Source organism: Enterococcus avium (assembly GCF_002891025.1).
Taxonomy (GTDB): domain Bacteria; phylum Bacillota; class Bacilli; order Lactobacillales; family Enterococcaceae; genus Enterococcus_A; species Enterococcus_A avium.
This window is the reverse complement of record NZ_NBSL01000002.1, coordinates 2,079,100-2,102,360: the sequence shown is the minus strand read 5'-3', so window position 1 is coordinate 2,102,360 and position 23,261 is coordinate 2,079,100. Positions and strand designations below refer to the sequence as shown.

Annotated in this window: 22 protein-coding genes, 1 tRNA gene, 3 rRNA genes and 1 other RNA gene; 22 read left to right on the top strand and 5 right to left on the bottom strand. The window is 43.2% G+C overall.

Features of this window, described 5'->3' with window-relative positions:
- The first annotated feature begins 9 nt into the window (after window positions 1-9).
- The 10 genes from AUF14_RS10715 to AUF14_RS10665 all read left to right on the top strand — a co-directional run bounded on the left by AUF14_RS10715 (window position 10) and on the right by AUF14_RS10665 (window position 8,041).
- Window positions 10-1,341 carry a DRTGG domain-containing protein gene (locus AUF14_RS10715; RefSeq protein WP_016179806.1) on the top strand — a complete coding sequence of 444 codons (1,332 nt, stop codon included), beginning with the start codon at window positions 10-12 and terminating at the stop codon, window positions 1,339-1,341.
- A gap of 13 nt (window positions 1,342-1,354) precedes the next feature.
- On the top strand, window positions 1,355-2,311 hold the full coding sequence (locus tag AUF14_RS10710; RefSeq protein WP_016179807.1) for a DHH family phosphoesterase: 957 nt from the start codon (window positions 1,355-1,357) through the stop codon (window positions 2,309-2,311).
- A 632-nt stretch (window positions 2,312-2,943) separates the two neighbouring features.
- Window positions 2,944-4,002: a hypothetical protein gene (locus tag AUF14_RS10700; RefSeq protein WP_016179808.1), complete on the top strand. Its 1,059-nt coding sequence runs from the start codon at window positions 2,944-2,946 to the stop codon at window positions 4,000-4,002.
- A 172-nt stretch (window positions 4,003-4,174) separates the two neighbouring features.
- Window positions 4,175-4,498 (top strand): zinc ribbon domain-containing protein YjdM, encoded by a 324-nt coding sequence (locus tag AUF14_RS10695; RefSeq protein ID WP_016179809.1) that lies wholly within the window; start codon window positions 4,175-4,177, stop codon window positions 4,496-4,498.
- A 117-nt stretch (window positions 4,499-4,615) separates the two neighbouring features.
- On the top strand, window positions 4,616-5,326 hold the full coding sequence (locus tag AUF14_RS10690; RefSeq protein ID WP_016179810.1) for a zinc metallopeptidase: 711 nt from the start codon (window positions 4,616-4,618) through the stop codon (window positions 5,324-5,326).
- Window positions 5,327-5,454: 128 nt separating this feature from the next.
- Window positions 5,455-5,790, top strand: coding sequence for a hypothetical protein (locus AUF14_RS10685; protein ID WP_016179811.1), 336 nt, complete (start codon window positions 5,455-5,457; stop codon window positions 5,788-5,790).
- A gap of 94 nt (window positions 5,791-5,884) precedes the next feature.
- Window positions 5,885-6,388, top strand: a complete 504-nt coding sequence (tadA, locus tag AUF14_RS10680) for a tRNA adenosine(34) deaminase TadA (protein WP_016179812.1) — start codon at window positions 5,885-5,887, stop codon at window positions 6,386-6,388.
- A 26-nt stretch (window positions 6,389-6,414) separates the two neighbouring features.
- An RNA gene (gene ffs / locus AUF14_RS10675) (signal recognition particle sRNA small type) lies at window positions 6,415-6,498 on the top strand.
- Between the two features lie 167 nt (window positions 6,499-6,665).
- Window positions 6,666-7,535 (top strand): SPFH domain-containing protein, encoded by an 870-nt coding sequence (locus AUF14_RS10670; protein WP_048720345.1) that lies wholly within the window; start codon window positions 6,666-6,668, stop codon window positions 7,533-7,535.
- An 11-nt stretch (window positions 7,536-7,546) separates the two neighbouring features.
- Window positions 7,547-8,041, top strand: a complete 495-nt coding sequence (locus AUF14_RS10665) for an LURP-one-related/scramblase family protein (protein ID WP_016179815.1) — start codon at window positions 7,547-7,549, stop codon at window positions 8,039-8,041.
- Window positions 8,042-8,092: 51 nt separating this feature from the next.
- Here the strand turns inward: AUF14_RS10665 and AUF14_RS10660 are convergent, their stop codons facing one another.
- Window positions 8,093-8,572 carry a methylated-DNA--[protein]-cysteine S-methyltransferase gene (locus AUF14_RS10660; RefSeq protein WP_016179816.1) on the bottom strand — a complete coding sequence of 160 codons (480 nt, stop codon included), beginning with the start codon at window positions 8,570-8,572 and terminating at the stop codon, window positions 8,093-8,095.
- 96 nt (window positions 8,573-8,668) lie between these two features.
- Between AUF14_RS10660 and AUF14_RS10655 the strand changes: the two genes are divergently transcribed.
- Genes AUF14_RS10655 through AUF14_RS10640 form a run of 4 tightly spaced genes read left to right on the top strand, consistent with a single transcriptional unit; the run spans window position 8,669 to window position 12,103 of the window.
- The gene (locus AUF14_RS10655; RefSeq protein ID WP_016179817.1) at window positions 8,669-10,048 is read left to right on the top strand and encodes a bifunctional metallophosphatase/5'-nucleotidase; all 1,380 of its coding nucleotides are present in this window, start codon (window positions 8,669-8,671) and stop codon (window positions 10,046-10,048) included.
- A gap of 34 nt (window positions 10,049-10,082) precedes the next feature.
- Complete coding sequence (locus AUF14_RS10650; RefSeq protein WP_016179818.1) at window positions 10,083-10,703, top strand: YutD family protein; 621 nt, start codon at window positions 10,083-10,085, stop codon at window positions 10,701-10,703.
- A 4-nt stretch (window positions 10,704-10,707) separates the two neighbouring features.
- A complete protein-coding gene (locus AUF14_RS10645) occupies window positions 10,708-11,478 on the top strand; it encodes a TIGR01457 family HAD-type hydrolase (RefSeq protein WP_016179819.1) in 771 nt (256 codons plus the stop codon).
- Window positions 11,468-12,103: a TIGR01906 family membrane protein gene (locus AUF14_RS10640; RefSeq protein WP_016179820.1), complete on the top strand. Its 636-nt coding sequence runs from the start codon at window positions 11,468-11,470 to the stop codon at window positions 12,101-12,103. The genes AUF14_RS10645 and AUF14_RS10640 overlap by 11 nt, the downstream gene beginning before the upstream one ends.
- Window positions 12,104-12,122: 19 nt before the next feature.
- On the opposite strand, the gene AUF14_RS10635 is transcribed toward AUF14_RS10640, so the two are convergent.
- Both AUF14_RS10635 and AUF14_RS10630 read right to left on the bottom strand, forming a co-directional pair.
- On the bottom strand, window positions 12,123-12,632 hold the full coding sequence (locus tag AUF14_RS10635) for a phosphatidylglycerophosphatase A family protein (RefSeq protein ID WP_016179821.1): 510 nt from the start codon (window positions 12,630-12,632) through the stop codon (window positions 12,123-12,125).
- 59 nt (window positions 12,633-12,691) lie between these two features.
- On the bottom strand, window positions 12,692-13,675 hold the full coding sequence (locus AUF14_RS10630; RefSeq protein WP_048719062.1) for an NAD(P)/FAD-dependent oxidoreductase: 984 nt from the start codon (window positions 13,673-13,675) through the stop codon (window positions 12,692-12,694).
- A gap of 131 nt (window positions 13,676-13,806) precedes the next feature.
- Here AUF14_RS10630 and AUF14_RS10625 point away from each other — a divergent pair, with 131 nt between their 5' ends.
- A complete protein-coding gene (locus AUF14_RS10625) occupies window positions 13,807-14,394 on the top strand; it encodes a peptidylprolyl isomerase (protein WP_049218898.1) in 588 nt (195 codons plus the stop codon).
- Window positions 14,395-14,452: 58 nt separating this feature from the next.
- On the opposite strand, the gene AUF14_RS10620 is transcribed toward AUF14_RS10625, so the two are convergent.
- Window positions 14,453-15,619, bottom strand: a complete 1,167-nt coding sequence (locus AUF14_RS10620; RefSeq protein WP_102866034.1) for a MalY/PatB family protein — start codon at window positions 15,617-15,619, stop codon at window positions 14,453-14,455.
- A 77-nt stretch (window positions 15,620-15,696) separates the two neighbouring features.
- Between AUF14_RS10620 and AUF14_RS10615 the strand changes: the two genes are divergently transcribed.
- From AUF14_RS10615 to AUF14_RS10585, 7 genes are all read left to right on the top strand, one after another.
- Window positions 15,697-16,077: a CvfD/Ygs/GSP13 family RNA-binding post-transcriptional regulator gene (locus tag AUF14_RS10615; protein ID WP_016179825.1), complete on the top strand. Its 381-nt coding sequence runs from the start codon at window positions 15,697-15,699 to the stop codon at window positions 16,075-16,077.
- Window positions 16,078-16,162: 85 nt separating this feature from the next.
- Window positions 16,163-16,525, top strand: coding sequence for a hypothetical protein (locus AUF14_RS10610; protein ID WP_171030593.1), 363 nt, complete (start codon window positions 16,163-16,165; stop codon window positions 16,523-16,525).
- 356 nt (window positions 16,526-16,881) lie between these two features.
- Window positions 16,882-18,440 (top strand): 16S ribosomal RNA (locus AUF14_RS10605).
- A gap of 239 nt (window positions 18,441-18,679) precedes the next feature.
- A 23S ribosomal RNA gene (locus AUF14_RS10600) occupies window positions 18,680-21,591 on the top strand.
- A 73-nt stretch (window positions 21,592-21,664) separates the two neighbouring features.
- Window positions 21,665-21,780: ribosomal RNA gene (gene rrf, locus AUF14_RS10595) — 5S ribosomal RNA — on the top strand.
- Together the 16S, 23S and 5S rRNA genes with 1 tRNA gene alongside form the textbook arrangement of a ribosomal RNA operon.
- A gap of 7 nt (window positions 21,781-21,787) precedes the next feature.
- Window positions 21,788-21,861, top strand: a tRNA-Asn gene (locus tag AUF14_RS10590).
- A gap of 402 nt (window positions 21,862-22,263) precedes the next feature.
- Window positions 22,264-22,617, top strand: a complete 354-nt coding sequence (locus tag AUF14_RS10585; protein WP_016181182.1) for an iron-sulfur cluster biosynthesis family protein — start codon at window positions 22,264-22,266, stop codon at window positions 22,615-22,617.
- Between the two features lie 22 nt (window positions 22,618-22,639).
- On the opposite strand, the gene AUF14_RS10580 is transcribed toward AUF14_RS10585, so the two are convergent.
- A complete protein-coding gene (locus AUF14_RS10580; RefSeq protein WP_049221465.1) occupies window positions 22,640-23,260 on the bottom strand; it encodes a flavin reductase family protein in 621 nt (206 codons plus the stop codon).
- Window position 23,261: the final 1 nt, after the last annotated feature.

Below are 23,261 nucleotides of genomic sequence, written 5' to 3'. Positions count from 1 at the left end.
GAGGAAATTATGGCGACAAAACACGATCTGATTTTAGAACATATTGAGAGTCTGCCGGTGGGAGAACGAATCTCTGTCCGCAGCATTGCTAAAAATTTGCGCGTCAGCGAGGGAACAGCCTATCGTGCAATTAAAGATGCTGAAAATATCGGTTTGGTCTCAACGATCCAACGTGTTGGGACGATCCGTATTGAACGGAAATTGAAAAAAAATATCGAACGCTTGACCTTTGGCGAGGTGGTTCGAATCATTGAGGGAGAAGTCTTAGGCGGCTCTAATGGTTTGGACAAGGATTTGAATAAGTTTGTCATTGGTGCGATGACAGAAGAAGCGATGCGCCGGTACATCACCCCAGGCTCGTTATTAATCATCGGAAACCGTGAAGGCGCTCAAAAGCTGGCTTTGCAGGACGGTGCAGCAGTCCTAATCACCGGCGGCTTTGATACGACACCTGAGATCGCCAAGCTTGCGGATGAACTAGCTTTGCCCGTTTTAAGCACGACCTATGATTCTTTTACTGTAGCAACGATGATCAATCGGGCGTTGAGTGATCAATTGATTAAAAAAGATATCATGCAGGTCAGCGATATCTACATGCCGCTTGAAAAGACCGTCTATTTGCAAGCAGGGGATACAATCGCGAACTATCATCGATTGTCTGATAAAACCGGACATTCACGTTTTCCAGTTGTAAATAAAAGCATGCGGGTTTTAGGAGTTGTGACAGCCAAGGACGTTTTAGGAAAAGCTGAAAATCTAATGATTGATCGAATCATGACGCGAGATCCGAATGTGGTGAAGCAGAGTATGAGTGTGGCTTCGGTCAGTCATCAAATGATTTGGGATGGACTTGAAATGATGCCGGTAGTAAAAGATGATCTTTCTTTAGTAGGAATGGTCAGCCGTCAGGATGTCATGAAGGCGATGCAGCTCGTTCAGCGTCAGCCGCAGATGTCTAATACGATCTCTGATCAAATCGTCGGTGATATCATTACAGTTGATACAGACCGAGAAGAGAATCAGTTAGAGAATCCCTACTTCAAATTTGAGGTCACCCCTCAAATGGTGAACAGTGTCGGGACGATTTCTTTTGGCGTATTGAGTGAGATTGTAGCGAATGTCGCCCAACGAAGTATTTTGCTAGATCAGCGGCGCAATACCTTAATCGAGCAGATGAATCTGCATTATTTACGACTGATTCAATTAGAAAGCGAAATTGAGATTCATTCAAAAACATTAGAACTAGGCCGACGTTCAGCGAAGGTCGATTTGGAGGTTTTCATTGACAATGTGATTGTGGCTAAAGCAATCGTAGTCTGTCAAGTGATGGAACGTTCTTAGAAAGAGGAAGAGCATGACAATTACAGAAGAAATTTTACAAATGATTAAACAATACGATCGGATTATCATCCATCGTCATATGCGACCTGATCCAGATGCCCTTGGCTCCCAGTGCGGACTTGCGGAAATTTTACGTGGGTCTTTTCCAGAAAAGGATGTGTATCAGGTGGGCGGTCCAGTTGAAGGGTTGGCCTTTTTAGCTGAAATGGATGAGATATCTGATGATCTATACAACGGTGCTTTGGTAATCGTAACAGACACGGCAAATGCGCCGCGGATCAGTGATGACCGCTACAGGTTTGGTGATAAGCTGATCAAGATCGACCATCATCCGAATGATGACCCTTATGGAGACTTGCTGTGGGTCAATACACAAGCCAGCAGCTGTAGTGAGATGATTGCCGATTTTGCGTTTGCTGAGAATTTAACGGTGACCGAGAATGCAGCTCGTCTATTATATGGCGGAATTGTTGGGGATACAGGACGCTTTTTGTATCCAGCGACTACCTCTCATACGTTGCAGGTAGCGGCGAAATTATTGGATTTCGGCTTTGATGCAACGAGATTGAATCGTGAAATTGATCAAATCTCATTAGATGTGGCGAAGCTGTCAGGCTATCTTTATCAAAATCTGCAAATTGATGAAAATGGTGCCGGTTATGTCTTTTTGGATCAAGCGATTCTAAATAAGTATGGTATTAAGGATTCTGACACGGCGGCGCTTGTGCCGCTGCCAGGAACAATCGATGCTGTGTTGGCATGGGCAATCTTTGTGGAGCAGCCAGAAGGCTATTATCGAGTTCGGCTTCGCTCCAAAGGCCCGGTTATCAACGAATTAGCTAAACGTTATCATGGCGGGGGCCATCCCTTAGCCAGCGGAGCAAACGCGAAGGATCAGGCGATGTGCCAGGACATCTATCGTGAGATCCAAGTATTGTGCAAAAATTACAACCAAGATCGATTGATTTAAAAAAATCTAGAAATAGCTGTGAACAAAGGTTGTTTCATGATTGATACATTAATACTAGGCATGGAAAGAAACGTAAGGTGTTTCCTTGGGCTTCTTTCCATGCCTTTTTGACTTGAGGAAAGTATAAAATTTTTATATGAAAAATACTTTACGGCAGGTGTATCCACGTCCGGCTTCACGAACGAGCTTTTCTGCGTTAGCTGCGCATAAAGTTGCTGCTAACCTTCATTCCGGCAATCATCTCACTAAGACTGCTGGGGATTGGTGCTCAAAAGCTGAGCGTGTGCGTGAAGTCTTTCTTATTAAGCCACAGACGTACATCCAGCGTGAAGGTAGTTGAAAGAAAACAATCCAAATCATTGTCAGGTTTTGAGGTATGAAGCGGTAAAGCAAGACTAATTAACGAATATATAAAAAGTGAGTTTATATAAAGTTTTTAAAATTACTATATTTCTTTATTAATAACTAAAATTCAATTTAGGAAAGTTTTTAATATATAAAATGTCATTCTTCAAATTCTTTAGAATTTTTAAAAAAAGATATTTCGGCTTTCTATTTACAATACTCTTTTCATTGTTATATTATTATGAGTGTTAAAAAATGAAAGCGCTATAAATACGGAGGGGTAGACAATGAATGTGGCAAAACTAGCTGAGAGACAGTTATTTCTAATGAAAGCTGAGAATTTGGAGAAACGAGTACGCGCCTACTATGCTCAAACACAGGATGTGGATTCCTTGATTGAGTACGGAGTCGCGATCCTTGTACGGAGCTTTTTCTGCATAGGAAGCTTTTCGGAGCTGATCCAAGCCTTGATTCAAGAGGTTTATTTTACAGTTGAACCAACTGCTGTCATGCGCCAATATTTGCCCTATTTTGAAGACTATTTCACCGAAAACGAATGGCAAACAGTAGTAAATCGCCTATTTGGCAATCATACAACCTACCTTGCGCAAACGGAAGAGGCGCGTGTAAATAAAGGCTATTTAGAACAAACTGGGACACTCGATAATCGGATTGAGGGTCTTGTTTATCGTGTAGAAGCCGTTTTTGAAGATACTATTGGGAAAAAACACAAGTTGACGATTCGTGATACCGACTCCACTTTTAGTGAATCGCAAACGATTCAAGTGTTGAATATATTGACGACCTTGAGTATTTTTGACACAGCTGATGTGCGGAAATACGAAACCTATGTGAGTTATCAAACACCGGGAAAAATCATTGCGACATCTCATAATTCCCGTCAAAAAACCAAACCAACAGCGAAGGAACCGGAAAACATCGCTGCTGAACAACCCCCAGAAAAAGAAAAAACGGTAGCCGCGACTAATAAAAAGCAGTCATCTGCATCAGTATCTACTTTGCCTAAAGAAGCGACGAAGCAGACTGCTTCAAGTAACAACACTTCTCTAAGGAAAAATACTACCCTGAAGAAAAACCAATCAAGCCCTACGAGTCTGCCGAAAAATACCAACACGTCCGACAGTCCGTCGCCGAATCCTGAACTGAAGAAAAAAGCATCTGGGAATAAAGCCAATGAGCTGTTGGACCAACCAGATACGTCTTATAAACGTTTAGGCAAAAGTGAAGAACAGATTCAGAGCAATCGAGACGGTAGAAAGCTGAAGAATAGAGTGAATAATGCGCTGGGGCGGAGTAAGAACCGGAAAAGGAACAAAAGGAAATAGCATGCTGTTTTGGCGGTGCTACTCTGTTTGTTGGTAGCGAAAGTTTACGAATCAGCGAGCTTACTGGGTTGATGCATTCTAATAACGTGGATTTTTTAGGAAAGACTTTTCAAGTTCCAGATTTTCCGCTAAACTAAATGTTTAGAGAAAATAAATTTATTGGAGGAAAAGTATGCCAAATTGTCCTATGTGTCAGTCAGAGTACACTTATGAAGATCGCGGCTTATTTGTTTGCCCAGAATGTGGTCACGAATGGTCTGAAAGCGAAGATGTGGAAGAGGGATTAGTCGTTAAAGATAGCAATGGCAATCCATTGCAAGACGGTGACAGTGTGACCGTTATTAAGGATTTGAAAGTCAAAGGTGCTTCTGGGGCCATCAAACAGGGAACGAAGGTTAAAAATATTCGTTTAGTTGAAGGCGATCACAACATTGATTGTAAAGTCGATGGCTTTGGCCCCATGAAGCTGAAGTCTGAATTTGTTAAGAAGTTATAAGCTAGAGAGATTCTTAGAGCCGTTTTCATAAAAAATTCATGGCTTTCATGCTAAACTAAGCTTAGGAAACTGTTTATTTCAAACAGCACAATTATCTTTGATTAGAGGAGAATGTTTATGTATGGGTATGGAACATTTTATAATTTTCTAGATCCCACGTTTCTATTAGTTATCGCCGGACTGGTCATCTCTGGACTTGCTTCTGCTTATGTCAATTCGACGTTCCGCAAATACGATGAGTTTCGCAGCAGCAAGGGTGTTACAGGGACTCAAGCAGCTGAATACATTTTGCGCAGTCAAGGAATTACAGATGTCGGAGTCCAGCAAATTGCCGGAAATCTGACCGATAATTATAATAGCGGGAATAAACTGTTGAGCTTATCTGAAGCAACGGCACAATCGACGTCGGTGGCCGCTATTGGTGTGGCGGCGCATGAGTGCGGACATGCCGTGCAGGATGCCAAAAATTATTTTCCGTTGAAATTACGGGCAGCGATTGTACCTGTAGCCAATATCGGTTCGACGCTTTCTTTTCCATTGATTATGTTAGGTGTCATTATGAGCTGGAACCAAACATTGATTAATGTCGGGATTTTGGCGTTTTCATTAGCGCTAGTTTTTCAGCTTGTAACCTTGCCCGTCGAATTTGATGCATCAAGACGTGCATTGAGTATTTTGCGTGAAGGAAATATGCTGGCAGAAGATGAACTGGCAGCCGCTCGAAAAGTTTTAATGGCAGCTGCGCTGACTTATGTCGCAGCAGCATTAGCAACATTTCTACAATTATTACGACTGGTATTGCTTTTTGGCAATCGGAGCCGCGATTAAGAACCGACGACTTGTCGGTTTTTATTTTTTTGTGTTCAAGCCTATGAAGCGTGCGCTTTCAATCACAAGTAGTTCTTATTACTGATATTTTTAAGAGTGTGGTATCATTAAATAAAGGAGCTGATACCATGAAAAGATCGACCAAAGTCAAAATCGGAGTAGGCGTCATTGTCGCAGCCAGCACTGCTACTGCTGTAGTCGCTTCTGGGAAGCTAATTGAAAAGGCTCGTCATGTTTCGAATCGCTGTAAAGTAAAGCGTTTTGTGAATGCTAAGTTTGACGGCAGTGAAACACTGCTAGCGATCGTTGATAAACTTTCAGATGAAGATTTAGATAACATCATGAGTATTTTAGACAAGATCAAGAGCGGAAAAAAGCGCGTATCGGTCTATGGTGATTCCATCAAAGATACGACCGAGGATTTGAAAGACCGATTGATGGATTTAGTAGACAAAGTAATGTAAGAAGATGTGCCAGTGATGGCGCATCTTTTTTTGCTGAAAAACTTATGCTAAAGTAAGTTGATCAGCAATCAAGAGAAGTTAAGTGAGGAAAGAAATGGAACGTGAAAGTCAGTTGACGGAAGAAGAGAAAATATATTTTATGGAAGAAGCGATCAAGGAAGCCAAGAAGGCTGAAGAAATCGCGGAGGTCCCGATTGGTGCGATCGTTGTCCATAAAGGAGAAATTATTGGTCGCGGCCATAATTTACGAGAGCACAGTCAGGATGCGACAAGTCATGCAGAAATGTTTGCTATTCGCGAGGCCTGTCGTCATTTGGGCAGCTGGCGATTGGAAGAGTGTCAGCTATTTGTTACGCTGGAGCCTTGTCCAATGTGCAGCGGCGGGATGATTTTGTCGCGGGTGGAAGAAGTTTATTTTGGAGCGTACGATCCTAAAGGTGGTACAGCGGGAACGTTGATGAATTTATTAACAGATGAGCGTTTCAACCATCGCGCGTACGTTGAGGGCGGTATTTTGGAGGCGGAATGTGGAACGCTATTGACCAATTTTTTCCGCGCCATTCGAGCACGGAAAAAAAAGACTAGCCAAAACGAGTAGAGTTTGTTATACTATTTTTTGCCGAAAGGCAGGACAATGCCGGGCCTGTGAATTGTGTCAGGTCTGGAAGGAAGCAGCACTAAGTAGGATCCGGCATGTGTCTGATATAGATGACATTACAGCAGACTTTTTGGTCTGCTTTTTCTTTTAACCAAATCAACAGGGACTGTCTGGATGGCAGTTCTTTTTTTATAGACTTTTTATAGAAAGTCAGAATTAATTGAAGCTCTTTCAAAATAAGCGTAAACTGAAGATATTAAATTTTGGGGGTGCGACGATGAAAGAGAAGCAGGCATTTCATATCAATGGGTATTTAGGTTTAGTAGGTTTAATTGTAATTATTGGAATTGGTAGCTGGGGAGTTTTTGCTGGCAGTACAAAGGAAAGTTTCGGCTTGATCTTTTTAGGCGTTCTTCTATGGATTATTGCTGGCTTATTTTTAAGTTCTTTAACAATCGTTGGGCCGAATAAAGCGAAGGCAGTCTTGTTTTTTGGAAAGTATCTTGGAACCATCAAAGCAAACGGCTTATTCATTACAACGCCGTTGACGCGAAAAATCCCGGTGTCTTTGAAGGTAAGAAATTTCAATAGCTCATTATTAAAGGTCAATGATTCTGATGGAAATCCCGTCGAAATTTCAGCAGTCGTGGTTTTTCGAGTGGTGGATACGGCCAAAGCGTTATTTGATGTCGATTACTATTTAGATTTTGTTGAGATTCAAAGTGAAACAGCGATTCGTCATATCGCGACGCAATATCCTTATGACACATTCAATGACGATGATTTAACGTTGCGAGGAAATACGACGGAGGTATCAGAAGAATTAGCTGAGGAATTACAAGAACGTTTAGCGATGGCTGGTGTTGAGGTAATCGAGACGCGTTTGAATCATTTAGCGTATGCCACTGAAATTGCCAATGCGATGCTGCAGCGACAACAAGCTAAAGCCATATTATCTGCCCGACAAACAATTGTTGAAGGCGCGGTTACGATGACGCAAATGGCACTGGAACAAATCGAAAACGGTCAGGACATTCAGTTTACAGATGATCGGAAAGTTCAGTTAATCAATAATCTGCTGGTTTCCATCATCACCGATAAAGGAACCCAGCCAGTGATTAATACAGGGGATCTATCAGAAAAATAGGAGGCCAGAGAATGAAGAAGTTATACATTAAACAGAAGGTTTTTAGTATTGGTGAAAAGTTCACCGTGGTTGATGAGGATCAACGGCTGCACTATTCGGTTAAGGGCAGCTTTATGAAGATTCCCAAAACCTTTAGTGTTGAAAATGAACAAGGGAAAGAAGTCAGTCGAATTACTAAGAAGACAATTAGTCTTTTGCCAAAATTTTTTGTCGAGATTAATGGGAAAGAAGCGATTGAGATTTCCAAACAGTTGAGCTTCTTCAAAGCGAAATACTCGATTTCAGCTGAAGATGTGACGGTTGATGGCAACTGGTGGGATATGGATTTTGACGTGTCACGAAAAGGACGAAAGATTGCGGAGATAAACAAGCGCTGGATTTCGTGGGGCGATACGTACGAGATTACGATTTTAGATGAATCATTAGAAGAGTTAATCATTTCGCTGGTTATTGCGATTGATTGTGTGAAGGAGGATGAAGCAGCAGCTTCGTCGGCATCAAGCTAAAGAAAGATACCGTTGTTGATTGCCTATCTTCAACAACGGTATCTTCTTTATTTAGAAAAGAGTGATTTCCTGCAGAGTCGGATTCTCAATCACGAGTAACTGCTCTTTGATTTTTAGACCTTCTTCACTCGAACCGGAATACCCGACCAGTTTGCCATTTTTCCCAATGACGCGATGGCAAGGAACGAGGATTGGCAAGGGATTGTTGCGATTGGCTTGTCCAATCGCACGAACAGCTCTGGGACTTTGAATTTTCTCAGCAATCGTCAGGTAGCTGCACGTTTCGCCATAAGGAATCTCTGTCAACGCCTGCCAAACTTTTTGCTGAAAGGCTGTTCCAGATGTAAAAGCATAGGGCACATTAAATTCCTTGCGAGCACCTGCTAAGAATTCCAAGAGCTGTTTCTTTGCTGTTTGTAGAATTTCTTGGTTGGCTAAGGGGCTTTCATCAATTGGTGTATAAGAAACCCCAATTAAGGCATCGGGACTAGCATCTAGCCAAATCGTACCGAGAATAGAGTCAAACTTCATACTTTCACCTGCTTTTTTAGCGAACGAGTTCGTTCAGCCTTCTTGAGCTATATGTTACTATAGATGGAACAAGAAGAGTTGAAAAGAGGTAGAATAATGGAAAAAATTATTCTTTTACATACCAATGATCTTCATTCCCATTTAGAGAATTGGCCAAAGCTTCGCCGTTTTTTACTGAACCGCAAACAGGAGGAAACAGCGAATAAGCGAATTATTACCGTTGATTTAGGGGATTTTGTTGATCGCTGGCATCCTTTGACAGAAGCGACTAATGGCCAAGCCAATGTTCAATTAATGAATCAAATTCATTACGACGCGGCGACTATTGGAAATAACGAGGGCGTGGGAAACTCAAAGGCGGAACTGAATCAGCTGTATGATCAGGCGAATTTCGATATTCTTTTAGATAATCTCTTCGATAAGCAGACCTTGCAGCCACCAAAATGGGCACAACAATCTAAAATTATTACGACCGAACAGGGAACGAGGGTTGGATTGCTGGCCTTCACTGCCCCCTTCCCACTAACCTACAATCCCAATGGCTGGGACATTCGCCAGGTTATGGATATTTTGCCAGATCTTGTATCGGAGCTTCGTCCGAAAGTTGATGTGCTCGTATTGATGAGTCATTTGGGAATTAGCGTTGATCGGCAAATCGCACGAGAGCTGCCGGCAATTGATGTGATTCTAGGTTCTCATACGCATCATTTATTTGAAACGGGAGAAAAGATTGGCGATGTGCAGCTAGCAGCGGCGGGGAAATACGGTTATTATGTGGGCGAAGTTCATGTGACACTTGATGATAAACACCGCATCCAGAAAACTTCAGCTCGTACCTTTCCTACAGAAAAGATGCTGGAGCTGCCTGAGGACCAAGAAGAAATTGACGGATACCTGACAGAAGGACACCGATTATTAGCAGATAAGGAAGTCGCGAACATTCCCTTTACCATGAGTACAAATCTGCAAACGGCGCATCCGATGATCGATTATACATTGGCCGCCGTAAAGGAAGCAGCTAAGACAGAAGCAGCCGTGTTGAACTCAGGATTATTTTTAACGGATATTCCTGCTGGGATCGTGAATCAAGATCAGCTGCACACAGCATTGCCGCATCCCATGCATCTAATCAAAGTAACACTGGATGGTAATAATTTGATTCGGCTGGTTTTAGAAATGGAAAAGAATCGCCATTTCTTAATCAATTTTCCTGTGATAGGGATGGGCTTTCGCGGCAAAATTTTTGGTCATCTGGTTTATGATGGCATCGAATATGATGGAGTGAATCATCAGGTTCGTTGGTTAGGAGAACCGGTTGATCCGGAGCTGGACTATACGCTGGCGACTGTCGATCATTATATGTTTGTTCCATTTTTTCCGACAATCGAAATTGCGGGGCGTTATGAATTTTTATTCCCTGATTTTATTCGCAGTGTTTTGGGGGACTATCTCCACACTCACTATCCAATCAAATAAAAACAAGGTATAATAGCAAACAGGTGGTGAAACGATGGCAAAAGAAAAAAGAGACAAAAAAGAACAGAAAAACAATTCAGAAAAAACAGTCACAGAAGAATTGGCTGAGGTCTTAGATGAAATCGTTGAGACACCCGCTGAAGAAAAGAAAAAAGGTGAAACCGTCGTATTTGTCGATGATAGTAATCTTTTGATTGGCGAACGCCAATACCGCTTAGTTAGAAATTATCGTGAAGGCTTTGATGCCGAACGTTTAGGTGAACGCTTTAGTGAGGTCTTGACACGCTATGATTACATTGTTGGTGACTGGGGCTATGACCAGTTGCGCTTAAAGGGCTTTTTCCGCGAAGACGATCGAAAAAGCTTACCGGAGCAGCGGATTGATACATTAGAAGATTATTTGTATGAGTACTGCAATTTTGGTTGTGCTTATTTTGTCTTGGAACGGACAGGCGGAAAACGCCAGCAAACGCGAAAAAAACGCAAACGCAAGCGGAAGGACAAATCTCAAGCATACGTGGAGGAGAAAAAAGTTCCAGTAACCAATAAGCCAAAGAAAAAACCAGTAATCAAAAACCGTCAGCCAAAAAAGGAAACACCTACAAAGACAAAAGAAAAAGACGAACGCTTTGTAATTCGTCAAAGGGAAGAGTAATAGGATGTACGAAGGATACCTGATTGACCTAGATGGAACGATCTATCGCGGAAGCGAGCCGATTCCTGCTGGTCGCCGCTTTGTTGAGCAATTGCAGGCGCGCCAGATTCCATTTTTATTTTTGACCAACAATACGACAAAAACACCAGAGACAGTAGCCAATCGATTGGCTAATGAATTCTCGATCCATGTGGGACCAGAGACAGTCTATACTGCGACACTTGCCACGATTGATTATTTGAATGATGCAAATAAAGGCAAGAAGGTCTATGTAATCGGTGAACCAGGCTTGATTGAACCGATTTTAGCTGCGGGATATGTCTGGGAGGAAGAGACACCTGATTATGTAGTGGTGGGATTGGACACGGACGTTACTTATGAGAAGTTTGTCGTGGCAACCTTGGCGATTCAAAAGGGTGCGACCTTTATTGGAACAAATCCTGATAAAAATATCCCAACTGAACGTGGTCTGCTGCCGGGCGCTGGCTCGGTGATTGCCATGATCGAAGCCTCCACGCAACAAAAGGCCATCTATATTGGCAAGCCAGAAGCGATCATTATGGAGAAAGCAGTAGAAACCTTAGGTATGGAAAAAGCAAATGTGCTGATGGTGGGAGATAATTACACGACCGATATCTTAGCGGGAATCAATAATGGAATTGATACTCTCTTGGTATTGTCAGGCTTTACTCAAAAGGCAGATGTACCGACTTTGCCAGTACCGCCGACTTATTTAGTGGACTCGTTAGATGAGTGGCGTTTCAATGAAGAATAAGTGGCTAGAACGCATTGGATTGATTTGCCTGCTAGTGACTTTGCTGACACTGGCGATTACGCTGACGATTAATGCCCGCTGGCTCTATCAGTTTGATATCGGACAGTTAGACTTGTTGGATTATACATCACTTTCTGAAAAAGAGCTGCTGCATAACTTTGATCAATTAATGCGCTATTTGAATTTGCCTTGGATAAAGACACTTAAAATGACAGACTTTCCAGTCTCATCTAGCGGCGCATTGCATTTTTATGAAGTCAAAAAGCTGTTCTTACTGAATTACGGCTTATTATTGGTAACAGTCGTGCCCAGCATACTTTATATACGTCAGTTAATGAAACAACAGTGTCTGTGGAAGCTGATCCAGCCATTCCGCATTGCGGTTGTTGTACCGATCGTGATCGCGTTTTTGATGGCAGTGAATTTTGATCGCTTCTTCGTGATGTTTCATGGGGTCTTTTTCAACAATGACGCATGGATTTTTAATCCGGCAACGGACCCGATCATTAATGTGCTGCCAGAGACATTTTTCCTGCATTGCTTCATTTTATTTTTTATCTTGCTAGAAATTTTTTATCTATTACCGATCTATTTTGGTAAAAGGGCATTAAAAAAAGAGCGTTAAGCTCTTTTTTTTGTTGTCCTTATTTAACGATTGAATCTAATTTGCGAGGATGCTCGTGCGCTAGACGACTGGCAGCTGACGCGGCGATCGCACCAACGAGATCATCCAAAAAAGTATGAACATGCACACCATCGTGCTCGTTAAGCTTCTTCAAGATTCCAGGCTTCACTTTATCGATATAGCCATAATTTGTGAAGCCGATAGAACCATAAACGTTGACGATCGACAGAGCCATGATTTCATCGATTCCATAAAGGCCTTCATCCTCTTCAAGGATGTTTTGTAAAGGATAATCCAGCTTTTTTTGTTCGGCTAACTTATCCAGCTCGATCCCCGTGATAATGGCGTTGTGTACCTCTCGCTTGGTCAATACGCGATTCACACTATGGATACATAATTCGATGTCCAATTTTTCAATATAATCCTTTTGTAAAAAGAACACCAAGTCTGCAATATCTCTAATAGTGACTCCGCGTTCCTCAAGAAGTTCACGTGCTTTTTGCTCAAGAGCAGTCGTTTCGAATACCATATTGTACCTCCTTTTTAGTTTGTGCAGCTGACATTGCACGACACAACCTCCAGCTGAAGCTAGATTTGTGGAAATAGGCTGGTGCTGTGTCCAGGCTGCGTGCGGTTTTTGGGATTTATATAATGCAGGGCATTATTGACAGCAGTCGGAGCTTCTCCCATTCCTGTGGCGATCAATTTCACCTTGCCGTCATAGGTAGAAATATCTCCGCAGGCATAGACGCCAGGAATTGACGTGCGCATATCCGATTCAACTAGGATCGCCTGCCGTGTGCTTTCTAGTCCCCACGATTTTAAATGATCCAAAGAAGAAGAAAAGCCGTAATTGACGATCAAGTAATCCACATTTAAAGTAATTGTCTCATCACTTTTTGCTTTTTGTAAAGTCAAATCTTCCAAATCCTGTTCACCATGAAGTTCTTTAAGAATATAAGGCGTGTAGATATTGACGGACGATTCCTTTAGTTTTTCAACACTGTGCTCATGTCCTCGGAAGGTATCTCGTCGATGAATGATCGAAACTTCAGCAGCGATTGGCTCTAGCATTAATGCCCAATCGATCGCAGAATCCCCGCCGCCAGCGATGGCCACTTTTTTGCCGGCATATTTCATCAGATCATTGATGTAATAATCAATTCCGTGATTTTCAAATGTATCCGCATCAGCGATCATTAATCGTCTTGGCTGAAAGGAGCCGTTGCCGATAGCCAGCACTACTGACTTTGTATAGTGAGTATCCTTCGTGGTAATTAATTCAAGATAGTCCTCATGCTGCTTCAATTCCAAAACTTCTTCTTCTAAGCAGTAAGTATGGGAAAAAGTCCGTAATTGCTTTTCCAAATTGTTTACCAGATCCGCCGCTTTAACGATCGGGAATCCAGGAATGTCGTAAATATTTTTTTCAGGGTAAAGTGTCGTCAGCTGTCCGCCTAGCTGTGGCAAACTATCGATCAGCTTTGTTTTCGCTTGGCGTATCCCAGCGTAAAATGCCGCAAACATGCCGACTGGTCCTGCACCCACAATGGTTATATCAAAAATTTCCATATCAACACCCTTTCTTTCCATCGATTGTAACAAATAAATGAGAGAGAAAGAAACGCTTGGCTTGTAAAGGTGGCAAAACGCAAAAAGTTTGTTATGATGGACACAGCAAAAAAATAAAGGAGGACATTGAAGTGACTCAATTTCCACAATTAAACTTAACAGAAGAAAAAGGTCCTAAAGCGACGATCAAAACTAATATGGGTGATATCACGGTTCAACTATTTCCTGAAGAAGCACCAAAGACAGTTAAGAACTTTATCGAATTAGCGAAGAAGGGCTATTACGACGGCGTAATTTTCCACCGTGTCATTCCTGATTTCATGATCCAAGGGGGCGACCCAACTGGTACTGGTATGGGTGGCGAAAGTATTTACGGTGAGAAATTTGAAGATGAGTTTTCACGAAATCTATTTAACCTGCGTGGCGCATTATCAATGGCAAATGCTGGTCCGAACTCAAACGGCAGTCAATTCTTTATCGTGAACAATCAAAATGTGCCAGCTAATATGATGGCACAATTAGAAGAAGCTGGATTCCCGGGAGAAATCGTTGAAACCTATAAACAAGGCGGAACTCCTTGGTTAGACTTCCGTCATACTGTTTTTGGTCATGTTGTTGAAGGTATGGACGTGGTTGATAGCATCGGTGCTGTAAAACGTGGCGCGCAAGATAAGCCTGTGCATGATGTTGTCATCGAATCAATCGAGGTTACTGAATAATAAGAATGATTAGAAAAGGTTCCCTGCTCCGCAAATTGAGCAGGGAACCTTTTTTAATTTAACTTAATGCTCTTACGATTCGGTTTAAGCCTTCTTCTAAAACTGCTCGCGGACAGGCGACATTCAAACGCATATGCTGCTTCCCGCTTGGCCCATAGCTAACCCCTGTATTTAAGACAACCTTGCCTTTATGGACGAAGCGCTCTTCTAATTCCTTATCAGAAAGATCATATTCCGAAAAATCCAACCATAATAGATAGGTTCCTTCAGGCTTCATGATTTTTACCTTTGGCAGCTGTTCTTGGAAAAAGTTCATTGTATAAGTAATATTGGATTGAATATAAGGTAGTAGTTCGGCTAACCATTCTTCACCCGTTTCATAAGCCGCTTCCATACCGACTAAACCAAAGGTATTGATTTCTTGTTGAAAGTTCTCTTCTTGCTTACGGATTAATTGGCTGCGCAGTTTCTCATTTTTGACAAAAACAACGGAATTTTTGATTCCCGCTAGATTAAAGGTCTTTGTCATCGAAGTAAATTGTAAGCTAAAGTCGCTGAAGCCATCGCCTGCATTAAAAAATGAAGTCATTTTATTCGGCGGAAACACTAAATCCTGATGAATCTCATCGCTTAAGACAAGCACTTGATATTTTTGGCAAAGTTCGCCTAATTGATAGAGTTCCTTCTTCGTCCAAACTCTTCCACCGGGATTGTGAGGATTGCATAAAATCATAACTTTTACCTGGTGTTGTTTGAATTTTTCCTCCATGTCAGCCAAGTCCATTACAAAATGTCCATTCTCCTCGACTAATTGGCTTCGAACCAATTGCCGACGATTCGTCGTAATGATGTTTGCAAAAGGAGGGTAAACAGGATCGTGGATTAAAATTACGTCATTTGGCTTTGTGAAGGCTTGAATCGCTGTAGTAATTCCTGCTAAGACACCAGAGAAAAAAAGAATCTCTTCTTTTCTTACGGCAAGCTTAAAATGTTCCTGCTCCCAATTGCTGATAGCGGTATAAAGTGTATCAGGTGTATCAGCGTAACCTAAGATTCCATGTTCTAACAATTTTTGATAGGCTTGTAAGGCGCCGGCGGGCGCTTTGAAATCCATGTCGGCAATCCACAACGGCAAAAGGTTCTCTTCATTATAGGACTTAAGGATCGCATCCCATTTGACGCTGTTAGAGCCAAGGCGATCGATCGGTTGTTCAAAATTTGTCATTTCTCTTCCTCCTGATGGCTAACTTCAATTTTGTTTATAAATACAGTATAATGAAACATGCGAAAAGAGGGAAATGAATGGGATATAAAATTGGAGATATTATCGAAGGGCAAGTCACAGGTATTCAGCCATATGGTGCGTTCATCTCATTAGATGCTCAGACACAAGGATTAGTCCACATATCAGAGGTACAGTCTGGTTACACAAAAAACATACACAGCTTTTTAGAGGTTGGACAAGTGGTGAAGGTACAAGTTATTGATATTGATGAATATACTAAGAAGATCAGTTTATCTTTGCGAACGTTGGCAGAGCATTCCGCTGAAGTGCCTTACCATCGGAAACGTTACTTTACAAATCGCAATAAAAATATCGGCTTCCGCTCCTTAGAGAAAAACATGCCCGCTTGGACGGATGAGGCAATCGATTTTCTATTGAAAGAACAAGTTGAAAATTAAGGCTTATTTTATGCAAAGAATATCTTTTTTTCTGAAAACGTGATACAATGATTCCGATTTACGATTAGCTTTTGCAGAGGTGAAAATTGTGACAAAACAAGTGTCAGGAACAATCATGTTGCATTTAGAAGATGGATCGAAGCGTTTTTTAGTTCACGAAATAGGAAAAGAGAAAGAATTTGCTCGCACTGATACCAAAGCCGAAAACACCGTTTTAGCTAGTTTTTTGAATTTCTTGAAGGCGACACTACATATTAATGTTAATAATATTCGGCTAGTCGAATTAACGAATACACAATCACACGGTGCTAGTTTGCCGTTATATGTATTTGAAATGACTAGTGAAGAAGCTACAGAGCTCCCCGAAGGATTTGCTTGGGAGAGTCCAGACAGCGTCAGAAAAATCCTTGGAACAATCGAAATTGAAGGTGTACCATTATTTGAATAAACCTGAAAAAGAAGCTTATGAATAATAAGTTTCTTTTTTTTGAAGAAAATAGTTGACCATGGAATGATTAAATGGTAAATTAATAAACGTTGCTGATACAGCAAAAGCCGAACGATGAATTTTGAAATTAAAAAAACTTCAAAAAAGTTATTGACATTTGCTTGGTAACCTGTTAAGATATAAAAGTTGCTGAAACAAAGCAACGAACAATGTAGACCTTTGAAAACTGAACGAATAAAACAAACCAAATGTGTAGGGCGCTTCTATTATATAGAAGCAAACAACATAGCAAGCAATATGCTAGCAAGTCAATTATTACAATTGAGCTTAACAGTCGCAAGACTGTTTCAAACACTTTTTATGAGAGTTTGATCCTGGCTCAGGACGAACGCTGGCGGCGTGCCTAATACATGCAAGTCGAACGCTTTTTCTTTCACCGGAGCTTGCTCCACCGAAAGAAAAGGAGTGGCGAACGGGTGAGTAACACGTGGGTAACCTGCCCATCAGAAGGGGATAACACTTGGAAACAGGTGCTAATACCGTATAACAATCGAAACCGCATGGTTTCGGTTTGAAAGGCGCTTTTGCGTCACTGATGGATGGACCCGCGGTGCATTAGCTAGTTGGTGAGGTAACGGCTCACCAAGGCAACGATGCATAGCCGACCTGAGAGGGTGATCGGCCACATTGGGACTGAGACACGGCCCAAACTCCTACGGGAGGCAGCAGTAGGGAATCTTCGGCAATGGACGCAAGTCTGACCGAGCAACGCCGCGTGAGTGAAGAAGGTTTTCGGATCGTAAAACTCTGTTGTTAGAGAAGAACAAGGATGAGAGTAGAATGTTCATCCCTTGACGGTATCTAACCAGAAAGCCACGGCTAACTACGTGCCAGCAGCCGCGGTAATACGTAGGTGGCAAGCGTTGTCCGGATTTATTGGGCGTAAAGCGAGCGCAGGCGGTTTCTTAAGTCTGATGTGAAAGCCCCCGGCTCAACCGGGGAGGGTCATTGGAAACTGGGAAACTTGAGTGCAGAAGAGGAGAGTGGAATTCCATGTGTAGCGGTGAAATGCGTAGATATATGGAGGAACACCAGTGGCGAAGGCGGCTCTCTGGTCTGTAACTGACGCTGAGGCTCGAAAGCGTGGGGAGCAAACAGGATTAGATACCCTGGTAGTCCACGCCGTAAACGATGAGTGCTAAGTGTTGGAGGGTTTCCGCCCTTCAGTGCTGCAGCTAACGCATTAAGCACTCCGCCTGGGGAGTACGACCGCAAGGTTGAAACTCAAAGGAATTGACGGGGGCCCGCACAAGCGGTGGAGCATGTGGTTTAATTCGAAGCAACGCGAAGAACCTTACCAGGTCTTGACATCCTTTGACCACTCTAGAGATAGAGCTTCCCCTTCGGGGGCAAAGTGACAGGTGGTGCATGGTTGTCGTCAGCTCGTGTCGTGAGATGTTGGGTTAAGTCCCGCAACGAGCGCAACCCTTATTGTTAGTTGCCATCATTTAGTTGGGCACTCTAGCGAGACTGCCGGTGACAAACCGGAGGAAGGTGGGGATGACGTCAAATCATCATGCCCCTTATGACCTGGGCTACACACGTGCTACAATGGGAAGTACAACGAGTCGCGAAGTCGCGAGGCTAAGCTAATCTCTTAAAGCTTCTCTCAGTTCGGATTGTAGGCTGCAACTCGCCTACATGAAGCCGGAATCGCTAGTAATCGCGGATCAGCACGCCGCGGTGAATACGTTCCCGGGCCTTGTACACACCGCCCGTCACACCACGAGAGTTTGTAACACCCGAAGTCGGTGAGGTAACCTTTTGGAGCCAGCCGCCTAAGGTGGGATAGATGATTGGGGTGAAGTCGTAACAAGGTAGCCGTATCGGAAGGTGCGGCTGGATCACCTCCTTTCTAAGGAAATAGTTCATCGAAGATGAACGTTACGGAAACTACACAGGAATGTTTTATTCGTTCAGTTTTGAGAGGTCTACTCTCAAATCGTTCATTGAAAACTGGATACAGAAACAATTTTAAACAAACCGAGAACACCGCGTTGAATGAGTTTTTTAATAAGTTCAATTGCTTATTTATTACTAAAGAACATGATCGCTCATGGGAATTAGTAAGACCCTTGACGAAAGTCAAGATAAGGTTAAGTGAATAAGGGCGCACGGTGGATGCCTTGGCACTAGGAGCCGATGAAGGACGGGACTAACACCGATATGCTTCGGGGAGCTGTAAGTAAGCTTTGATCCGGAGATTTCCGAATGGGGAAACCCAACATCTTTTATAGGATGTTACTTTTCAGTGAATACATAGCTGATTAGAGGTAGACGCAGAGAACTGAAACATCTAAGTACCTGCAGGAAGAGAAAGAAAAATCGATTCCCTGAGTAGCGGCGAGCGAAACGGGAAAAGCCCAAACCAAGAGGCTTGCCTCTTGGGGTTGTAGGACTCCGATATGGTAGTCCAGTGAGATAGTCGAAGGACCTGGAAAGGTCTGCTAGAAAGGGTAAAAGCCCCGTAGACAAAATTTGACTGGCACCTAGGAGGATCCTGAGTACGGCGGAACACGAGGAATTCCGTCGGAATCCGGGAGGACCATCTCCCAAGGCTAAATACTCCCTAGTGACCGATAGTGAACCAGTACCGTGAGGGAAAGGTGAAAAGCACCCCGGAAGGGGAGTGAAATAGATCCTGAAACCGTGTGCCTACAACAAGTTAGAGCCCGTTAATGGGTGATAGCGTGCCTTTTGTAGAATGAACCGGCGAGTTACGATTACTTGCGAGGTTAAGTTGAAAAGACGGAGCCGCAGCGAAAGCGAGTCTGAATAGGGCGAATGAGTAAGTGGTCGTAGACCCGAAACCATGTGATCTACCCATGTCCAGGTTGAAGGTGCGGTAAAACGCACTGGAGGACCGAACCCACGTACGTTGAAAAGTGCGGGGATGAGGTGTGGGTAGCGGAGAAATTCCAAACGAACTTGGAGATAGCTGGTTCTCTCCGAAATAGCTTTAGGGCTAGCCTCAGAGTAAGAATGATGGAGGTAGAGCACTGTTTGGACTAGGGGCCCATCTCGGGTTACCGAATTCAGATAAACTCCGAATGCCATCCATTCATCTCTGGGAGTCAGACTGTGAGTGATAAGATCCATAGTCGAAAGGGAAACAGCCCAGACCACCAGCTAAGGTCCCCAAATAACTATTAAGTGGAAAAGGATGTGGGGTTGCACAGACAACTAGGATGTTGGCTTAGAAGCAGCCACCATTTAAAGAGTGCGTAATAGCTCACTAGTCGAGTGACCCTGCGCCGAAAATGTACCGGGGCTAAATAGTTTACCGAAGCTGTGGAACACACCAATGGTGTGTTGGTAGGAGAGCGTTCTAAGGGCGTTGAAGGTAGATCGTGAGGACTACTGGAGCGCTTAGAAGTGAGAATGCCGGTATGAGTAGCGAAAGACAGGTGAGAATCCTGTCCACCGAATGACTAAGGTTTCCTGGGGAAGGCTCGTCCGCCCAGGGTTAGTCGGGACCTAAGCCGAGGCCGAAAGGCGTAGGCGATGGATAACAGGTTGATATTCCTGTACCCGTTGTTTTTGTTTGAGCAATGGAGGGACGCAGGAGGCTAAGGAATCAGACGATTGGAAATGTCTGTCCAAGCAATGAGTCTTGATGTGAGTCAAATGCTTACATCTCTAAGGACAAGTTGTGATGGGGAGGGAAATAATAGTACCGAAGTTCCTGATGTCACACTGCCGAGAAAAGCTTCTAGTGAGAAAACAATGGCCCGTACCGTAAACCGACACAGGTAGTCGAGGAGAGAATCCTAAGGTGAGCGAGAGAACTCTCGTTAAGGAACTCGGCAAAATGACCCCGTAACTTCGGGAGAAGGGGTGCTGATCTAACGATCAGCCGCAGTGAATAGGCCCAAGCGACTGTTTATCAAAAACACAGGTCTCTGCAAAATCGAAAGATGACGTATAGGGGCTGACGCCTGCCCGGTGCTGGAAGGTTAAGAGGAGTGCTTAGCGTAAGCGAAGGTACGAATTGAAGCCCCAGTAAACGGCGGCCGTAACTATAACGGTCCTAAGGTAGCGAAATTCCTTGTCGGGTAAGTTCCGACCCGCACGAAAGGCGTAACGATTTGGGCACTGTCTCAACGAGAGACTCGGTGAAATTTTAGTACCTGTGAAGATGCAGGTTACCCGCGACAGGACGGAAAGACCCCATGGAGCTTTACTGCAGTTTGATATTGAGTGTTTGTACCACATGTACAGGATAGGTAGGAGCCGTAGAAGTCGGGACGCTAGTTTCGACAGAGGCGCTGGTGGGATACTACCCTTGTGTTATGACCACTCTAACCCGCACCACTAATCGTGGTGGGAGACAGTGTCAGATGGGCAGTTTGACTGGGGCGGTCGCCTCCTAAAGAGTAACGGAGGCGCCCAAAGGTTCCCTCAGAATGGTTGGAAATCATTCGCAGAGTGTAAAGGCACAAGGGAGCTTGACTGCGAGACCTACAAGTCGAGCAGGGACGAAAGTCGGGCTTAGTGATCCGGTGGTTCCGCATGGAAGGGCCATCGCTCAACGGATAAAAGCTACCCTGGGGATAACAGGCTTATCTCCCCCAAGAGTCCACATCGACGGGGAGGTTTGGCACCTCGATGTCGGCTCGTCGCATCCTGGGGCTGTAGTCGGTCCCAAGGGTTGGGCTGTTCGCCCATTAAAGCGGCACGCGAGCTGGGTTCAGAACGTCGTGAGACAGTTCGGTCCCTATCCGTCGCGGGCGTTGGAAATTTGAGAGGATCTGTCCTTAGTACGAGAGGACCGGGATGGACTTACCGCTGGTGTACCAGTTGTCTCGCCAGAGGCATCGCTGGGTAGCTATGTAGGGAAGGGATAAACGCTGAAAGCATCTAAGTGTGAAGCCCACCTCAAGATGAGATTTCCCATTTCTTTAAGAAAGTAAGATCCCTGAGAGAAGATCAGGTAGATAGGTCAGGAGTGGAAGTGCAGTGATGTACGGAGCGGACTGATACTAATCGATCGAGGACTTAACCAAAAATTGATTCACGGATGTTTGAATGTTTCTGATCCAGTTTTGAGTGAACGACGTTTACTCAATTAAATAGTAGTGTGGTGGCGATAGCGAGAAGGATACACCTGTTCCCATGTCGAACACAGAAGTTAAGCTTCTTAGCGCCGATTGTAGTGAGGGGTTGCCCCTTGTGAGATTAGGACGTCGCCACGCATATTATTCCGGCATAGCTCAGTTGGTAGTAGCGCATGACTGTTAATCATGATGTCGTAGGTTCGAGTCCTACTGCCGGAGTTCTAGACAATCTCTTGTAGATTGTCTTTTTTTTGTGCACTTGGCATGGGACGACAATTTAGGTGGTGAAAGTCTGATGTGGTGAGACAACACATCGGTCAGCAACTATAAAAGTGCAAATGCAAGAGGTATTTCTGTTCTAAAAGTACACACTGTTAATATAAATTGAATTACCCTATGCAGACTCGTATGTATGGTGTTGTGAGAAGTGAAGCTGTGACAAAAGTCTTGTCATAGCTTCTTTTTCCGAATAAACGGTGTTCCAGAAGGAGCTTCTTCGGAAATTCCTTCTTATTTCTTGAAGCTGACCACTTCTGTCACAACCTCATCTATTCGATTGTGAGCAAAGTATTTAGATGATTGGTAAAATCGTGCTATGCTCTAACTGAGGTGATGAGAATTATGTATATAAATATAGCGGATGATTTGGTAGAACGTCTTAAAAAGTATCAAGATAGTCGAATTGTTTTAGATTTGGATGACGGTGTGGGTCAGTATTCTAAATCTGGAAGTTGTGCATTGAATATTAGTTTTCGATTATTGATTTTGGATAAGGAACAGGATCATTCAGATTATAACTTAGACATTGAAAGTAATATTGGCAGTATTGCGATCAAAGAACATTCCAAGTTATACTTAGAAGATGAGATGACATTAACTTTCGATCCAAGGATGTCCTTAATCAAATTGAAGGGTCCTAGTGGTATGATTGATGGAAATGTACAAATGATTGATTTACGTGAAAATAAGGAGTGAGCTCATTGAGCTCACTCCTTATTTAGTTAGGTCTTTCGAGGTCTAATGTACCCGCGATATGGCTATATGTAGCGCCAGCTAGACGAGCAAGTGGATCAAAAGTCAATGGATCAATGTATTCGTTCTCTGGATCAAACAAGTTTTCTTCAAAGTGATAGTTTAAGACTTCTAGGATAAACAGGTCGCTAATAATAGTATCATTATGATCCTTAACAGGGATATGTTGGTGTAAACGAACTTCAAATCGAATCGGAGCATCTGAGATCGCCGGTACTGTGACTTCTTGACTATCCACTAAAGTGAGAGACATTTTTGCCAACTCACTTTCGTCAGCAGGTAATGAAGCAGAGGTTTGATTCATTTCTGCTAAAACTTTGTCGTTTACCAGATGAATGACTCCTTCTTTTTGTTGAAGCAGATTACGCGCGGTGTCTTTGATCTTTTGATTATTACGGTTAATCGAAAGGCTGACTAATGGTAGATCTTTAGCGACAACATTGAAGTAGCTAAAAGGAGCAGCGTTCACGATGTTTGTTTCTTGATTGATTGTCGTGATCCATGCGATTGGACGGGGAATGATACTCCCTGTTAAAAATTTGTAATGTTGTTTGGCCGTCAGTTCTTTAGCTGAATAGAAGAGCATA

Excerpts from the sequence above, each read along its gene's own strand:
- AUF14_RS10715 (WP_016179806.1), top strand. The coding sequence starts at position 10 with ATGGCGACAAAACACGATCTGATTTTAGAACATATTGAGAGTCTGCCG.
- AUF14_RS10710 (WP_016179807.1), top strand. The coding sequence starts at position 1,355 with ATGACAATTACAGAAGAAATTTTACAAATGATTAAACAATACGATCGG.
- AUF14_RS10700 (WP_016179808.1), top strand. The coding sequence starts at position 2,944 with ATGAATGTGGCAAAACTAGCTGAGAGACAGTTATTTCTAATGAAAGCT.
- AUF14_RS10695 (WP_016179809.1), top strand. The coding sequence starts at position 4,175 with ATGCCAAATTGTCCTATGTGTCAGTCAGAGTACACTTATGAAGATCGC.
- AUF14_RS10690 (WP_016179810.1), top strand. The coding sequence starts at position 4,616 with ATGTATGGGTATGGAACATTTTATAATTTTCTAGATCCCACGTTTCTA.
- AUF14_RS10685 (WP_016179811.1), top strand. The coding sequence starts at position 5,455 with ATGAAAAGATCGACCAAAGTCAAAATCGGAGTAGGCGTCATTGTCGCA.
- tadA (WP_016179812.1), top strand. The coding sequence starts at position 5,885 with ATGGAACGTGAAAGTCAGTTGACGGAAGAAGAGAAAATATATTTTATG.
- AUF14_RS10670 (WP_048720345.1), top strand. The coding sequence starts at position 6,666 with ATGAAAGAGAAGCAGGCATTTCATATCAATGGGTATTTAGGTTTAGTA.
- AUF14_RS10665 (WP_016179815.1), top strand. The coding sequence starts at position 7,547 with ATGAAGAAGTTATACATTAAACAGAAGGTTTTTAGTATTGGTGAAAAG.
- AUF14_RS10660 (WP_016179816.1), bottom strand. The coding sequence starts at position 8,572 with ATGAAGTTTGACTCTATTCTCGGTACGATTTGGCTAGATGCTAGTCCC.
- AUF14_RS10655 (WP_016179817.1), top strand. The coding sequence starts at position 8,669 with ATGGAAAAAATTATTCTTTTACATACCAATGATCTTCATTCCCATTTA.
- AUF14_RS10650 (WP_016179818.1), top strand. The coding sequence starts at position 10,083 with ATGGCAAAAGAAAAAAGAGACAAAAAAGAACAGAAAAACAATTCAGAA.
- AUF14_RS10645 (WP_016179819.1), top strand. The coding sequence starts at position 10,708 with ATGTACGAAGGATACCTGATTGACCTAGATGGAACGATCTATCGCGGA.
- AUF14_RS10640 (WP_016179820.1), top strand. The coding sequence starts at position 11,468 with ATGAAGAATAAGTGGCTAGAACGCATTGGATTGATTTGCCTGCTAGTG.
- AUF14_RS10635 (WP_016179821.1), bottom strand. The coding sequence starts at position 12,632 with ATGGTATTCGAAACGACTGCTCTTGAGCAAAAAGCACGTGAACTTCTT.
- AUF14_RS10630 (WP_048719062.1), bottom strand. The coding sequence starts at position 13,675 with ATGGAAATTTTTGATATAACCATTGTGGGTGCAGGACCAGTCGGCATG.
- AUF14_RS10620 (WP_102866034.1), bottom strand. The coding sequence starts at position 15,619 with ATGACAAATTTTGAACAACCGATCGATCGCCTTGGCTCTAACAGCGTC.
- AUF14_RS10615 (WP_016179825.1), top strand. The coding sequence starts at position 15,697 with ATGGGATATAAAATTGGAGATATTATCGAAGGGCAAGTCACAGGTATT.
- AUF14_RS10585 (WP_016181182.1), top strand. The coding sequence starts at position 22,264 with ATGTATATAAATATAGCGGATGATTTGGTAGAACGTCTTAAAAAGTAT.
- AUF14_RS10580 (WP_049221465.1), bottom strand. The coding sequence starts at position 23,260 with ATGCTCTTCTATTCAGCTAAAGAACTGACGGCCAAACAACATTACAAA.